Below are 14,631 nucleotides of genomic sequence, written 5' to 3' on the forward strand. Positions count from 1 at the left end.
CCTCCCTCGTTCAAATACAGCATTTGCAGCAATGCTGTATCCATTAGAAGACAAACCCCGATGCAGCACACTTGAGATCAACATGTCCCGCATGGATCGTCCATATTCCGCGAGCGATTTGTCACGGAAAACTGGCGGCCTCATCGCCGAGGCATTTGCGCCACCTCGTGGCGATAACTCAGCGCATGCCGCTTGGCGAGCTTGCGCTCAAGCCTGTGTCGGGAGGGCTCCGCCATCAAGTCCGCACGCACGTATCCGGGTGCGGCGGCCATCGGCGAAATCGGAGGCATAGCCGGATAGCTGCAAGCGATCGAAGGGTTCCCGATCTGCAGCCAGGGTAAGTGCTAGGCTAGGGGCCTGCTGGCCGGCAGCAGACGCGCGTAGACGACGACCCTGCCAGCGCTGTTCAAGGCGAGGGTGTAGGTGGGGTGCGGATCGTGTGGAATAGCGCACTCGCGGCCCTCGCGTATTGTCACGTCCCAGCAAGGCGTTCGCAGAACACGCGGGCCCGCAGTCTGAACATCTGATCGAGGTATGCCTCCGATCCGCCGGTGGCGCTGCCCGGCAATGCCGTAATTCTGATCACCCGTGCTTCCTCCTCGTTACGGCGCGTTGAGGAGTGCGGCGGATCCGTCGACGGTACTAGTCGCAGAAATGCGGGCGAGATTTTGCGACAAAGCGCTCGCAGCCGAGGCTCACGGGAAAAAGCGAATCGGTCTTGCCAACCCGAGTTCGAAGGTGACTCGCACCGATGTCGGTCCTTCGCGCAGGGATTGCTGCTCGTTGCTGCCGGTAGAAGAACGCTCTCCCCCGCAAATCTGCGAGCAGGCTCTGGTGGGACTGATGCGCTCTAAGGCAAGGGATTCAAAGGACAATCTGCCATTTTGCGCGAGGAGATCCGACACCCTGTGGGAGCGACGTTATGCTTCTGTTAACCCTATGTTCCTTGCCAGCATGGCAATTTCACCCATAATAACGCTTAGGCAGTCCTTCCGGCTGAAAAACCGTTATTCGAGAGCTCCCCTGCAATGAACGCTAGTTCGCCCTCTGTGGCCCGTGCGCAGCCAATGCAATTCGAGGATCTGATCCTGGAGCAGGGCGATCTGATCTCGAAGAAGCTCCATCTTCTAAGCATGCAGCAGTTCCCACCGAACGCCAAAAAGCTGCTGCGTCAGTTTTCGCTGAATGAAGTCGCGCAGTATCTGGGCGTGTCGCAGAGCACCCTGAAAAAGCTGCACCTTGAAGGCAAGGGCCCCCTCCCCCAGACGTCGACGTCTGGAAGGCGTTCCTATAGCGCCGAGCAGATGGTGGAACTGCGCCAATATCTCGATCAGCATGGTCGCTCGGAGGCTCGCAACTACATGCCGCGACGCCGAGCCGGCGAAAAGCTTCAGATCATTGCAGTCGTCAACTTCAAGGGCGGTTCGGGCAAGACGACGACCGCTGCCCACCTGGCTCAGTACATGGCCTTGACCGGGCACCGAGTGCTGGCGGTCGACCTCGACCCGCAGGCTTCCCTGTCCTCGCTGCACGGCTTCCAGCCGGAACTCGACCAGACGCCATCACTTTATGACGCGATCCGTTACGACGAAGAGCGTCGGCCGATTTCCGAGATCATCTTGCCGACGAATTTCCCCGGTCTTGATATCATCCCAGCCAACCTTGAACTGCAGGAATTCGAGTACGACACGCCGCTTGCGATGTCGAACAGGAACTCGAATGAGGGCAAGACCTTCTTCACGCGCATCTCTCGCGCGCTTGCCGAAGTGGATGACCGATACGACGTCGTCGTGATCGACTGCCCTCCCCAGCTGGGTTATCTCACGATCACGGCGCTGACCGCAGCCACGAGCGTTCTCATTACAATTCATCCGCAGATGCTCGATGTTATGTCGATGGGGCAATTCCTCTTGATGCTCGGCGGCATCTTGAAGCCGATCCGCGATGCGGGCGCCGAGGTGAATCTGGAATGGTATCGTTATCTGATCACCAGATACGAGCCGACCGACGGACCGCAGGGGCAGATGGTCGGCTTCATGCAGACCCTGTTCCACCAGTTCGTCCTGAAGAACCAGATGCTGAAGTCAACGGCGGTGTCGGATGCCGGCATCACGAAGCAGACACTTTATGAAGTCGACAAGAGCCAGATGACACGCTCGACCTATGAGCGCGCCATGGACGCCTTGAACGCGGTCAATGCCGAAATCACTGACCTGGTGCACGCGTCCTGGGGACGCAAGGTCGCCGGCTGACGATCGCGGCGATATGGGATGACCGCAAATGCGGTACTGACAAATGGAGTAACGAGATGGCGAGAAAGAACCTACTGGCAGGCCTGGTCGACGCAGCCGATATTCCGCAGGGAGACATCGCGCCCGCCTATCCGATGCGCGGAGCATCGAAGAGCATGGTTCGTTCGCTCGATGAACTCTCCCGGCAGGCCGACAAGTTCCTCGAGGGTGAGGCGGTCGTCGAACTCGATCCGGAATCGATCGAGCGATCCTTCGTGGCCGACCGTCTGGAGGATGACCGAGACGAATTCGAGGCTCTCAAGCACGCGATTGCTGAACGAGGCCAGGATACGCCAATCCTCGTGCGCCCTCACCCGTCGGTTTCTGGTCGCTATCAGGTGGTGTTCGGACATCGCCGTGCTCGGGCCGCTCGCGAACTCGGCCGCAAGGTCAAGGCCGTCGTCAAGGCGCTGGATGATCGCACGCATGTCATCGCCCAGGGGCAGGAGAATTCCGCGCGTGCCAATCTCTCCTTCATCGAGCGGGCGAGCTTTGCCCATCGGCTGGAAGCGCTTGGATATGACCGCTCGGTGATCTCTTCATCGCTTGCTGCCGACAAGACCGCGATCTCGAAGATGATGACCGTGACCGAACGGATTTCGCCTGTGGTTATCGAGAAGATAGGCCCTGCCCCGTCAACTGGACGCGATCGTTGGCTTGAACTCTCGCTCCTTGCCGGCAAGGCTGACAACGCCGGACAGATCGGTGGAGTCCTCGGCCAGGCTTGGTTTGGCTCGCTCAGCAGCGACGAGCGTTTCAATGCGCTCTTCAACGCGCTTGCTACATCGAAGAAGCCCGTCAGAAAGGCGGTGCTTCAGGTCAAGGATCGCTGGCAGGCCGAAGATAAGGCTGTGCAAGCTCAGTATTCGAACTCCGGCAAGGCCTTCGCGCTTTCAATGAAATCGAAGAATGCCGGACAGTTCGGCAAATACCTCGCAGACAACCTGGATCGGCTTTACGCCGAGTTCCTGTCAGCGAAGGATCGAAAGGAAGACTGAACGCGCAAAAGAAAAAAGGCCCCGGACGGTATTCACCGTGTGGCACCTCTCTTGGCGCGGGCGAACGAAATCGAGGAGCTTGCCGCCGAGGTCGAACGGGAGCGCTTCGAATTGAGGAGACTGCGCGAGCGCCTGACGATCTGCCGGCGCGACATCGCAAACCTGATCGAAATCGCGCTGGAAGAAGGCGTTGCCGGTAACTGGGACAGCATCCACGAACAATATCGACGGCTGGTTGCTTCCGTTCCGCGTGTCGCGACGGTTGCCGCGATCGAACCGATCGCTGAACAGATGGAAATGTTGCGCGAGGAGATCTCTAACCTCCTGGAAGTTCGAGTAAATGCGCAGAATTTGAGCGGCAATCGCGATCAAACTGAGCGGCACATACAGAAAACAAATCCCGAATCAACCCAAGAACTTGAAGCTGGCTCTGGCAACGAGCCGGGAGCGAAGCCGAGCTCGGGCAATAGGCCACGATACGACCCTATAAAGCCATTTCCGCTGGGAAGGTGATGCAGGCTTGACCGACTATTGCCGACGATGGACCAGATGGCACCGTTGGGAGCTGGCGCGATTGTCGTCAGATTGATGCTTGGCGTCAGCCCATCGGCCTACCAGGATGCTTGCGAGGTGATGGGGCCGCAGAATGCGGCGGCGGTGATGGCCTGCATCCTGGAGCGGGCAGAGCATATCAACTCAGCCGGCGGTTACCTTCGAGAACTGACCGCGAGAACGCGGCGCGGCGAGTTTTCGTCAGGGCCGGTGCTGACTGCGCAGATACCAGCGCAGATTGGCAACGCGCGAGGAAGGCGCCATGATTTTGTGAGGCGGTTTGGTGTGGAGTTGCCGGCCGGCAATATCACGAAATTGGAACCGAGATCCAATGAGATGGGCTATGTCAGTGCAAGGTTGGTGGAGGCACGAGGTCGCTGCTGATGGAGCGAGGCCCATAAGTGAAGTGGGATTGGCGGACGATTGAAGAGGTGACGACCACTGGAATTGGTGACCTCTCGGCGCTTTTGGTCGAAGACGCCGCGCTCAACCGCGGATACAGCGGTATTGTGGCTCCCGTGAGAGTTGCCGGCCGGCAATTTCGCCAAATTACGATGAAAAATCAATGTATTGTTCGCGTTTTGAAGTGCCGAAGTGACGGCGCTGAAGCGGCAGGCGCGTAGGATCCTAAGGCGGCCGAGGAGCCATTTGTGCGTTTATGCGGGCTTGTATTGGTTTTAATCTGGGGGACGTTATCGTCGATGTCGGTGATCTCTATGGGGAAGGGGTCAACATCGCGGCGCGGCTACAGGCACTGGCCCAACCAGGCGGTATGATACTCTCAGAGACGGTACGTGAACATGTAGCCGGAGAACTGAATTCTCGGCAAAGTCGCCTTGCAACGGCGATCTGCTCCGCGTCGACAGCGACAACTTCCACACCCGCTTTGTAGAGCCATAGATCGAGTTCCGCGGCACCCGCCTCGCCGAGGCGAGCCTCGATGACGATGGCCAGTTCAAGGATCGTGGCGGCTCAGATGAAACGCCGTGGAGAGTCGAAGCAATGCAATTGATCCCCGGACAGCCCACGTTCGACTGTCAAGTTATGAGCCTCGCCGCACGTCCCTGTTTGCGCTCTCCATCATTGTAGTAACGAGCCGCCTGCGTCACGGACTTGTGCAACGACTGCTGCATCGCTTCGGGGAGGGGGATGCCACGATTGGCAGCTTCAGTCAGATAGCCTGACCGCAATCCATGTGCCGAGAACAGCGTTGGATCGAGTCCCGCCTGTTTGCACCGGCTTTTCAGGATCAGGTTCACTGACTGTGGCGTCAGTGTCCGCCGATCGATATTCCCCCACTGGTCAATGCGTCGGAACACCGGACCTTCGTTGATGCCCGCATCATCGAGCCAGTGTTTCAGCGCCATCACTGGCCGGCCGATCAGCAGCACCTGTTCGCCGCCATCACTCGTTGTCGTCTTCGTGCGACCAAGGTGGATCGACAGACAGGGGAGGCGAGGGGAGTCTGGAACAGATGGATCTGTCCGCACCGGTTCTTCGTCGGTGAGATCCTCGACCCGCAGTCCTGCCACCTCCGATCGACGCCGTCCGCCGGAGGCGAATGCAGCCAGAAGCAGCGCACGATCGCGCAGATCGACCAGGCGTTCGCCGGCACAGGCGGCCAGCAGCTTGGCCAGGACATCGCCGGTCACCGCTTGTCTGCTCTTGCGTTGCCGTGGCCGCGCACTGGCACGGACGGCGAGGCGCAGTGCGGATTTCAGCGAAGGGCCGTCAAACGAACCGGTGAGGCTGCGCCAACGGGTGAGGATCGACCAGCTCGTCAGCCGTCGCCGCACTGTGTCCGGCGCGTGTGGCCCGGCGGCGCGCAAGAGGCGTTGGGAGCGCAAGCCGCTTTCCACCTCCGCTGGCATGCCATGGCTGGGATCCTCGGCCCGCTTAGCCGGGTCCCAGAGGTGATGAGCGACGAATTTGAGAAGCAGGCTTTCGGGTGCAGGCCAGGGGAGGGGAGCGCCGGTTGCGAGCTGGCACCAGGCTTCGAGATAGCCGAGATCCGAAGCAAGCGCCCGCAGCGTGTTGTCGCCCATGCCCTCGCTCGCGAGGTGTTTCAGTGTCGCGACGTCATCATCGGTCAGCAGGGCCGCAAGTTGGTCGCGCCGATCGAACGGCAGGACCGCATCGAGGGCGTCGAGCTCTTCTGAGCGTTTCAGGACGGCATCCGTTGCTTTCTTTCTGGCCATATTGATTCTCTTGCTGGCGTTGGCATCTTGTAAATTTCCGTAAAGTACGTATTTTACGGAAAAATGGAGGTGCATGATGACATCCACCGTCACCGCCGCTGCGGTCTCCAAGAATTTTGGAGCCTATCAGGACGCAGCCGTGCGCGAGCCGTTGATTATCACCAAGAACGGCCGACCGCGCACCGTTCTGATCGCCTATGAGGACTATCTTCGCTTGATGCGGCGCGAGCGCCGAGTCGAGTTGACGAGCGCGTTGGATGCGGACGAGCTCGCTGCAGTCGAAAAATCCACGATGGATCCTGGACTTGACCATCTCAATGCCGAATTGACGAAGGACAAGAATGCTGCCGACTGAGCCGAAGGTCGGCTGGGTCTTCCGCTATTCCTATCTCTGGCACTGGCAACATTTGGAGGGACGAGAAGAGGGTGACAAGGATCGCCCGGCGCTCGTTCTTGCCATCGTTGCCACCTTGGAAGATGGAACGCCGGTGGTCCGCGTACTTCCGATCACGCATACGCCGCCCTCCGACCCGGCCGAGGCAGTCGAGATTCCGCCGGCGACAAAGCGTCGTTTGGGGCTGGATGACGAACGCTCCTGGATTGTTTTGACGGAAAGCAACCGCTTTGCCTGGCCAGGGCCGGACGTCCGGCCGGAGCAGAATGGGTGGCGGCGACGAAACACAGTTGGTTGATGATGTTGTGGGTAGCTGTTGATCGGCGTTGCATTGGTCGAATTTCGGAGTAACGATCGCTCCGGATGGAGGCCCAGGATGCACAAGATCGACCTTGACGGCTTGAGTGAAGCAGAACTGATCGAATTGCACGATGCGGTCGTCGATCGGCTCCACTTTCTGCATCAACAGAAGACGACGCATGCCTTGCTTGAACTGGCGATCGGCGAGCGCGTGGTGTTCGAAGACAATAGCGGCCAGACGCAGGCCGGAATCGTCATCCGTCGCAACCGCAAAACGGTGACTGTGCACGGCGACAACGCCCGCCAATGGAATGTCTCACCGCAGTTGCTGCGAAAGGAAAAGCGACCTGACGAGGTCCAGAGCGGCAAGCTGGTGCCGTTTTCAAGAAAGGCGTGACTTTAACTCGCCATCATGACGAGTTGCGACAAAGGTGGAATTGGCCGTCCTGAGCGAGGCGATCCCCCAGGAAATGATAGAAGGAGATGCCGAGCTTTTGGCAGGTCTTCATCAGCCCGAGCATGACGTCGCGGGCGATGCGACCGTCGAGGCTTATGGTGCCGCCGGAGATCTTGCGCCTGGTAACGAAGGAACGAATATCGTTCTCCGACGCGTTGGTGTGCAGCGGATATACGGGTGCTCGAGAACTTTGAGCAGTTCAGCCTTTCGTCGATGGAGGCTCTGAAGGCGGAACTCGATCGGATCATCGAGACCTGCCAATGCGGCACGGTCGCCGAATGCCGTATCATCGATAGCCTCTCGCCCGGCGGGAACGATTGACCGTGACGCACCAACCGGCGGCGCGGTTACTGACCTTGCATGAATGCAAGCATCTCTTCCGGGGTCACCTTGCCGTCGTTGTTGGCATCGACACTGTCGAAGATCCGCTTGTGAATGGCTGTGACCTCTTCGAATGACAACGCCCCATCCCCGTCGGCATCCGCGATCGCGAACATGATCTTCATCATATGTCCGTGCATGGGTCCCATTCCGCCCATCATTCGGTGCTGGCGGCCGCCCATCATCATCCCCGGCATCGTCTGCGCCTGATCCCGCTGGGCTTCCGGCGATGGAGCGCCGCTATCCCCAGATTGAGCGAAGATTGGAACAACGAAACCGAGAGGGATGAGCATGGCTGCCACCACCATGCCGGCGAATTTTGTCGAAATCATCATGTCCTCCTTCGACTGCGTGGATCGACTGGCGTGAAGCAGCAACGCCAACGCAAGACACAGATGCTGCGATATACTGAAGGATAGCACCCAAGCAGAGTGGTAGGGTTGTTTTTGGTCAAATCCCTGTCTCGGGTATGTCAATTTCCCTTGAGCCTGTAGTGACTACAGGGATTAGATTAGAAGGCCTGAAAAATCTCACCTCTATGGAAATTGGATGGCCATGGCGAGCGAACCAGTCGAGAAAATTCCAGGATCAGGTCCAGCGGTACAATGAGCTGCGCGGATGTACGCGTTAGATTTCATCAAGACACCGGCAACCACAGACGACGCGACCGCCGACGAAGCAACGATGACACAACCGATCGCATCGGTGCAGCCATGTGTCGTTTTGCACTTATATAATGCGTAAATGCCCCTCTAGAGGCTGCTGCGGGCAATATATATTGCTCGGGAACCGTTGACTGCTCTCCAACGTTGAATATTTAAGGTAGATGAGTTCACCGTTAATCGCCTGTGGGCTGATGATTCCTGGATTTGGATTTCGGCGCGGGGCTGATTTCAACGGTCTTCGAAGGGAGAAGATCATGTCCTTTCGAGATATCGTCGTGTATCTGGATGCGGGCGTGCACTGCACCAACCGGGTCCATACCGCGGTCGATCTCGCCGCGAAGTACGGTGCGAGGCTCGTTGGCGTCGACATTAGCACGAAGGCCGCTCTTGAAGGAGAGAGCCGCGATGCGGCGCTCGCCATTCGACAGTTGTTCGTGACCGCACTGCAGGGAACGAATATCGACTTCGAATATCGAAAGGCGCCACCGGATGCACGGACGGCGGAGGAGCTGTCGTCTCATTGCGCCGACTTCCTGATCGCCACGCAAGCGAACCCCGACGACCGTCATCTCTCCAATCCGGCCGTCCCGGAGGCCGTTCTTCTGAGTGCCGGGGTCCCGATGCTGGTACTTCCCGCCGGCTGGAGAGCCGAGAATCCAATAGGGAACAATGTCGTCGTCGCTTGGAATTTCAGTCGCGAGGCAACCCGCGCCGTTCACGACGCCCTGCCGATCCTGAGAGCGGCGCAGAAGGTCTATCTCTTCATTTTCGCACCCAACTACAGTAACGATAACGCGGACGTGCAGGACATCAAGGCGCACCTTGAACGTCACGGCGTGAGGGTCACTTTGGCGGGTTGGCGCGACGGCGGTGAAACGGATATGACCAGCGCCTTGTTCGCAGGCCTCGATCGGGGAGATGCAGACCTTATCGTATGCGGCGCCTTCGGCCACTCACGCCTTTCCGAAGCCGTGTTCGGTGGAGCTACCAAGGTTCTGTTGAGCAACGTCTCCATGCCGGTGTTCATGTCCCACTGACTGGCGGCTGCCGCTGGAATGCACACTGGCGCCAGCAGTGGCTGTCTCAATCGGCAGCGCGGCGGTCTGTGCGTCGGAACACTCGCGCTGCTGCGCATGTTACTCCGGATCTGATCGACTGCACTGTCGAGGAGATGCACATCTTTGTGAAACGAATGCGCCACGCCTGATTGCCGAGCCCGCTTGCCGATTTGAAGAGGTGACCTATAATCGACGCGCAGATGGGGATGGAGTTCCCCGAAACCGCTCGTCGAGCTGATGACTCCTGCCGCATGGAAGTGATGGCAGGAGCATGTCTGACACGCCCCAAGGGCAGAATCGTCCCTCACGTCAAATTCCATACGCATGACGAAACCGGACCGGCGCAATCGCCGGATGGAGGCGTGCGATGGAAAATGTGTGGATCAAGTTCGCCCGGATTGCAAAGGGTCCCCTCTTCCGCCGTGTCCGCGGGTCTCGATCAGCATGTTCAAGCTCATCAGCAGGCCGAAGGCGTTGCTGCGGCGTTCGTCGTCGATGACGGCGTCGTAGACGATCAGGGCCCCGCCGTTCGGCAGCGCGGCAAAGGCCTTTTCCAAGAGCTTCCTCTTCTCGGCAAGATCCCAGTCGTGCAGGATGTGCCCCATCACGATCACATCCGCATTCGGCATCGGGCCGTCGAAGAAGTTGCCGCTTTGGGGGCTCTGTGGGCATTACTGCACTAATACCCGCTAAGGGAAATTGACTTGTTTGGATTGAAGTGGTTAGCGCGGATTGGCCTGAATCGTTCGAGGGGGCGGTCAATTTCGTTCCAGAGGTAGTCGCCGATGAGCGTGATATAAACCAATGGCAGCGGTGCGACCTGGGACAAAAGCCCGCCGCCCTACCTCCTCTGCGTTCCGGCCGCAAGCGGTGCGGGGTCGATCGCGTCACGGCCGACGCCGAGCCATCGAGACGGGGCGTCTCCCCCTGTTAATCCCTGTCAGCTTGCCGGATTGCGCGCGGTGACGATCCACGCCGCGCCGTCGATCATCACCGACCGCTCGCCGGGGCGGTCCGCGAAGGCGGCACGAACCGCGGCCGAGGCGCGGGCGCGGATGTCGTCGGGCTGATCAGCGAGCGCGCGCGACAGCGGGCCGACCTCGAACGCCAACTCCACCGCGTCGTCGATCGCCGCGTCCCGCGTCCCCCCCTCGCCGAATGGGATGGAAGCATCGAATGGCGCGATAGCGATATCGGTGAAGCCAGCCGCCGTTAGAATACGCGCCACCCGCCCCTGGTCGCCAAACGAGAACGGGCCGGGCGCTTCGGGATCGGGCGGCGCGGTCGGCGGGACGATGCCCTTGATCGCGCCCATCGGCAAGCGCACCCAATCGTTCTCGCCCGCGCCGCGCCAGCAGACGAAAGCGACCCGCCCGCCCGGCTTGAGCGCACGGCGCATATGCGCGAATGCGCCTGTCGAATCGTCGAAGAACATCACCCCGAAACGCGAGAACAGGATGTCGAACGCGCCCTCGGGCAGCTCGGCGCTGCTGGCGTCGGCCACCCGGAACAGGGCCGGCGTATCCTGTGGCGCAAGTGCGCGCGCTCGGCCGATCAGCGGTTCGGATATGTCCACGCCCAGCACTTGGCCCCCCGCGCCGACGCGGGCGGCCAGAGCCAGACTCGACGCGCCCGCGCCGCAGCCGACGTCCAGCACGCGCTCGCCCGTGGCGGGCGCGGCGGCTTCGATCGCGGCCTGGCCAAACGCCGCCAGCATGGCGTCGAGCCGGGCCTGGTAAGCGACCCAGCGCTCCCCGCTTTGGCCATTCCAGTCGGCGATCTGATCGGCATTTTGCTCTGCCATGCCATATCCTTGTTCTGATCCGTTCTTAACTAGGCTATCCGCCCGCGTGGTCGTTGCCACCGTGCGCGGCGATGAACATGGCGACGGCCGACCGGCAATAGGATTCGATTTCGTTGTCGTCCTCTGCTCTCGCCTCATCGAAGCGTGCGATAATCAGGAGATCGGATCCTTTGAAAAGCGCGGCAAACAAGCGGGCGGACCGGAGAGGATCGGGCACGTTCAGAACCGCCTTCGCGTGCAACTGACGCAACAGGGCCTCGATTTGGGCGATGACATGGGCGGGGCCGGCTTCGTAATGGAGCTCGCTTAACGACTTTTGATTCGTCTTGTCGGCCATGATCATGGCTTCGACACTGCGGACGTCCGGGCTCAACAGCGTGCGAAGCAGGGATGATCCCACCGCCATGAGCTGATGTTCGGCCGAACCGTCGACGCCTTCAAAAAGTGCCTGGGGTGCAAACTGATGGCAGCGGGCCGCGATGGCCGCGCTGAACAGCGCCTCCTTGTTCTCGAAGTGCCGATAGATGCTGAGCTTGGATATCTTCGCTCGCTGGGCGACCTTGTCCAATGTCGTCGCTTGAAAACCCAATTCCACAAAGAGTTCGCACGCGGCGTCGACTATCGTTTGGCCAAGCGCCTCGTTGGCGGGCCGGCCGCGCCGGCCCTGGCTGTTTTCGGTCACGACAATTCCAGTCCTTGACAGTATCCTAATTCTTGCATTACGATACCATACAGTTTCTAAAATGTGCAAGCCATTGGGTAGGTTTCAACCATGTCCTCCAAATCCGGGCCGCCCGGCGATATCGAATGCGGCACCGTCCGGTCGATCAACACAGTGATGGGCGACTTTCTCGCCAATGCCGAAGCCCGGCTCGCTGCCCGTCTCGAGCGCGTATCGCTGGACGATATTGCGCGCCAGGCCCAGCCCAACCCCCTCCAACCACAACACGGAGCCCATCACCATGGATGACGTCGTCATCATCGGCGGCAGCTTTGCCGGTCTCGCCGGTGCGCTGCAGCTCGGCCGCGCCCGCCGCAAGGTCACCGTTCTCGATACCGGCCTGCCACGCAACCGCTTCGCCAGCCACTCGCATGGCCTGCTCGGTCACGATCACAAGCCACCGCTGGACATCCTAGCCGAGGCGCGGCAGCAGCTAGCGCGTTATCCCACGATCAGGCTGGTCAGTGCCCGGGCCGACAGCATCTCCGGCGCCATCGACGATTTCTCCGTCCTCACCGGCGATGGCGAAAGCCTTGGGGCCCGCCGCCTGATCCTGAGCTATGGCGTCGCCGACCAGATGCCTGATGTTCCGGGCTTTGCCGAAGGCTGGGGCACGTCCATCGTGCCCTGCCCCTATTGCGACGGCTTTGAAGTCGCCGGCCAGCATTGGGGCCTCGTCTGGTCCGGCCCGCAGTCGCACAATTATGTCAGGCTGTACCACGATTGGACCGACACGTTGACGCTCTTCGCCGATGGTCACGACATTCCACCCGATATCCGGGCCGATCTGGCGCGCCGCAACATACCTGTCGTCGATGGCCGGATCACCGAGATCGCCCATCAAGGGGGCCATATCGCCACCGTCAATCTCGATACCCGCCGCAATGTCGCGGTCGACATCCTGTTCGCGCATCCGCGCAACAAGCCGTCCGCAAGCCTGCATGAATCACTGGGCCTCGCCACGGTCGATACGCCCCTCGGCATCGCCCTCAAGGTCGACGAGCGCCGCGAAACTAGCATTCCCGGCATCTACGCCGCCGGCGACCTCGCCAACCCCCTCATGGCCTCGGTCACCACGGCATCATCGCACGGCGCGATGGCGGGCATCTTCGCCCAGCAGTCGATGCTGGTTTGAGAGCACAAATTCCCTTCTCCGGTTGCCGCGGGCTATCATATTCAGAAGGTTGCGGGCAGCGGACGGACCGGGCGCTCTACCTCGCTAAGACCTCCGGCCGCAATCGTGTGGTGACGGAGGCACCTGCCGAGCGACGCCGCCTAGCCCCGCAACCTTCGTGCACTTAAGCGGAATTATGTAGATCCTATGAGCGGGGTGGATAGCGACGAGCACTGTGGCAGGGTGAGGTTGCTAACCACAAACACCCTACCTTGGAGGCAAGCATGCCGTTTGCAGCTCACCGATCCGAAGCGTCAGCCGCTATCCGAACTGATCTTGGCGCAATCTTCGTCTCTTTAGAACTTAGCCAATCAAAATGGTTGATCACGTCGCTGTCGCCGGGGGGTGGCGAGAAGATGTCTAAGCACGCGGTGGCGACCGGCGACGTCACCGGCATGCTGGCGCTTTTTGGCGAACTCAACAGGAAGGCAGAGGCGCGAACCGGAGAGCGCTTTCCGATCATCGTTATCCAGGAGGCCGGGCTCGACGGCTTTTGGATTCACCGCGTGTTGGAAGCCGAGGGGATAGAAAGCCATGTCGTCGATCCGGCCTCGATTGCAACCTCGCGCCGGCGGCGGCGCGCCAAGACCGACAGGATCGACGGTGAAGCGCTGGTTCGCGCATTGCTCGCTCATCAGCGGGGCGAGCCGCGGGTGTGTGCGATGGTCCGAGTGCCGACGCCCGAGGAAGAGGACCGCCGCCGCCTTTCGCGTGAGCGCCAGGCTTTGACGAACGAGCGCATACGGCACGTCAACCGCATTAAGGGCCTGCTGTTCAGCCAGGGCGTATCCGGCTACGAGCCGCTGCGCCGCGACCGACGCGTGCGACTGGAGGAATGCAAGACTGGCGACGGCCGTATGTTGCCTGCACACTTGAAGGCGCAGATCGGCCGCGAACTCGATCGGTTGGAACTGCTGCTCGAGCAGATCAAGGCTGTCGAGGCCGCCCGCGACGCCATGCTCGCTGCCACACAGGTAGTCTCGCCAGCACCGACGATGCTACTCACCCTTAAAGGCATCGGGCCGGAGTTTGCCGCCGTGCTCTGGTCGGAGGGGCTGTCGCGTCACTTCGACAACCGACGACAGGTTGCCGCCTATGCCGGTCTTGCGCCAACGCCTTGGCAGAGTGGCTCGGTCGATCACGACCAAGGGGTTTCGAAATCCGGCAATCCGAGGCTCCGAACCACGTTGATCCAGATGGCTTGGCTTTGGGTGCGTCATCAATCGCACGCGGCGCTCACCTTGTGGTTTAGAGATCGGGTGAAGAAGAATGGTGGCCGTCTCAAGAAGACGACGATTGTCGCGCTCGCCCGCAAGTTGCTCGTCGCGCTGTGGAAATACGTCAATGCCGGAGTCGTTATCGAGGGCGCGGTTATAAAGACGGCCTGATCGGTTACTCGAACTGAATTCTGCAATCTTCCAGGATCCGATTGGTCCTGGCGGATCCAGGTTGGACGAACCGAGCATTTGCTTGGCCCGAAAATGGGCCGCTATGTAGAAGGGTATCGTCCTCCTGAGCCCTCTCCGCTCGCAAGCGGGATGTTGGTGCCGCTGCTCGAACAGCGACCGTATATAAGTTGGATTTGGCTTGGCAACGAGCCGCGTCGCGCAATCGGGCTCAGACCGTGGATGCTGCAAT

General features: G+C 60.3%; 15 protein-coding genes, 3 pseudogenes and 1 riboswitch. Of the genes and pseudogenes, 12 read left to right on the forward strand and 6 right to left on the reverse strand.

All coding sequences use genetic code 11. The annotated features are described in order from the left end of the window. Window positions 1-1,028 precede the first annotated feature (1,028 nt). From repA to repC, 4 genes are read left to right on the forward strand one after another with little or no spacing between them, the layout of a single operon-like run. Window positions 1,029-2,252 (forward strand): plasmid partitioning protein RepA, encoded by a 1,224-nt coding sequence (gene repA, locus AC244_RS13845; RefSeq protein WP_053249413.1) that lies wholly within the window; start codon window positions 1,029-1,031, stop codon window positions 2,250-2,252. Between the two features lie 56 nt (window positions 2,253-2,308). Next, on the forward strand, window positions 2,309-3,289 hold the full coding sequence (gene repB, locus AC244_RS13850; protein ID WP_053249414.1) for a plasmid partitioning protein RepB: 981 nt from the start codon (window positions 2,309-2,311) through the stop codon (window positions 3,287-3,289). Between the two features lie 51 nt (window positions 3,290-3,340). After that, window positions 3,341-3,802, forward strand: a complete 462-nt coding sequence (locus AC244_RS38045) for a helix-turn-helix domain-containing protein (RefSeq protein ID WP_053249415.1) — start codon at window positions 3,341-3,343, stop codon at window positions 3,800-3,802. Between the two features lie 36 nt (window positions 3,803-3,838). Continuing rightward, window positions 3,839-4,225: a replication initiation protein RepC gene (gene repC / locus AC244_RS38050; RefSeq protein ID WP_234716929.1), complete on the forward strand. Its 387-nt coding sequence runs from the start codon at window positions 3,839-3,841 to the stop codon at window positions 4,223-4,225. Window positions 4,226-4,657: 432 nt separating this feature from the next. Here the strand turns inward: repC and AC244_RS38055 are convergent. Both AC244_RS38055 and AC244_RS13865 read right to left on the reverse strand, forming a co-directional pair. Continuing rightward, window positions 4,658-4,813: pseudogene (locus AC244_RS38055) on the reverse strand (type II toxin-antitoxin system VapC family toxin); the annotation flags it as partial. 65 nt (window positions 4,814-4,878) lie between these two features. Continuing rightward, complete coding sequence (locus tag AC244_RS13865) at window positions 4,879-6,039, reverse strand: site-specific integrase (RefSeq protein ID WP_053249417.1); 1,161 nt, start codon at window positions 6,037-6,039, stop codon at window positions 4,879-4,881. Window positions 6,040-6,115: 76 nt separating this feature from the next. Between AC244_RS13865 and AC244_RS13870 the strand changes: the two genes are divergently transcribed. The 4 genes and pseudogenes from AC244_RS13870 (at window position 6,116) to AC244_RS36390 (ending at window position 7,511) form a co-directional block, all read left to right on the forward strand. Next, on the forward strand, window positions 6,116-6,394 hold the full coding sequence (locus tag AC244_RS13870; RefSeq protein ID WP_053249523.1) for a type II toxin-antitoxin system Phd/YefM family antitoxin: 279 nt from the start codon (window positions 6,116-6,118) through the stop codon (window positions 6,392-6,394). After that, a pseudogene (locus tag AC244_RS13875) lies at window positions 6,381-6,692 on the forward strand (plasmid maintenance toxin (PemK-like)); the annotation flags it as partial. The gene AC244_RS13870 and the pseudogene AC244_RS13875, both read left to right, overlap by 14 nt. A 117-nt stretch (window positions 6,693-6,809) precedes the next feature. Next, complete coding sequence (locus tag AC244_RS13880; protein ID WP_053249418.1) at window positions 6,810-7,130, forward strand: hypothetical protein; 321 nt, start codon at window positions 6,810-6,812, stop codon at window positions 7,128-7,130. Between the two features lie 237 nt (window positions 7,131-7,367). Beyond that, entirely contained in the window at window positions 7,368-7,511 is a 144-nt protein-coding gene (locus AC244_RS36390) for a hypothetical protein (protein WP_202596074.1), read from the forward strand. A gap of 26 nt (window positions 7,512-7,537) precedes the next feature. On the opposite strand, the gene AC244_RS38060 is transcribed toward AC244_RS36390, so the two are convergent. Further along, window positions 7,538-7,903, reverse strand: a complete 366-nt coding sequence (locus AC244_RS38060; RefSeq protein WP_053249419.1) for an EF-hand domain-containing protein — start codon at window positions 7,901-7,903, stop codon at window positions 7,538-7,540. 587 nt (window positions 7,904-8,490) lie between these two features. On the opposite strand from AC244_RS38060, the gene AC244_RS13890 reads away from it, so the two are divergent. Then, window positions 8,491-9,273, forward strand: coding sequence for a universal stress protein (locus AC244_RS13890; RefSeq protein ID WP_053249420.1), 783 nt, complete (start codon window positions 8,491-8,493; stop codon window positions 9,271-9,273). Window positions 9,274-9,487: 214 nt separating this feature from the next. Beyond that, window positions 9,488-9,548: riboswitch (Fluoride riboswitch) on the forward strand. A 171-nt stretch (window positions 9,549-9,719) separates the two neighbouring features. Here AC244_RS13890 and AC244_RS13895 read toward each other — a convergent pair. The 3 genes and pseudogenes from AC244_RS13895 to AC244_RS13905 form a co-directional block, all read right to left on the reverse strand. Next, window positions 9,720-9,947, reverse strand: a pseudogene (locus AC244_RS13895) (methyltransferase); the annotation flags it as partial. Between the two features lie 287 nt (window positions 9,948-10,234). Further along, window positions 10,235-11,098: a class I SAM-dependent methyltransferase gene (locus AC244_RS13900; protein WP_053249422.1), complete on the reverse strand. Its 864-nt coding sequence runs from the start codon at window positions 11,096-11,098 to the stop codon at window positions 10,235-10,237. A 34-nt stretch (window positions 11,099-11,132) separates the two neighbouring features. Beyond that, window positions 11,133-11,780, reverse strand: coding sequence for a TetR/AcrR family transcriptional regulator (locus AC244_RS13905; protein ID WP_053249423.1), 648 nt, complete (start codon window positions 11,778-11,780; stop codon window positions 11,133-11,135). Window positions 11,781-11,870: 90 nt separating this feature from the next. Between AC244_RS13905 and AC244_RS37140 the strand changes: the two genes are divergently transcribed. The 3 genes from AC244_RS37140 (at window position 11,871) to AC244_RS13920 (ending at window position 14,381) form a co-directional block, all read left to right on the forward strand. After that, entirely contained in the window at window positions 11,871-12,068 is a 198-nt protein-coding gene (locus tag AC244_RS37140) for a hypothetical protein (protein ID WP_161807863.1), read from the forward strand. Beyond that, window positions 12,061-12,954, forward strand: coding sequence for an NAD(P)/FAD-dependent oxidoreductase (locus AC244_RS13915; protein WP_053249425.1), 894 nt, complete (start codon window positions 12,061-12,063; stop codon window positions 12,952-12,954). Before AC244_RS37140 ends, AC244_RS13915 begins: the two co-directional genes overlap by 8 nt. 263 nt (window positions 12,955-13,217) lie before the next feature. Next, window positions 13,218-14,381 carry an IS110 family transposase gene (locus tag AC244_RS13920; protein ID WP_053249426.1) on the forward strand — a complete coding sequence of 388 codons (1,164 nt, stop codon included), beginning with the start codon at window positions 13,218-13,220 and terminating at the stop codon, window positions 14,379-14,381. Window positions 14,382-14,631 lie beyond the last annotated feature (250 nt).

It is taken from the genome of Ensifer adhaerens, assembly GCF_001270265.1.
Lineage (GTDB): Bacteria > Pseudomonadota > Alphaproteobacteria > Rhizobiales > Rhizobiaceae > Ensifer > Ensifer adhaerens_B.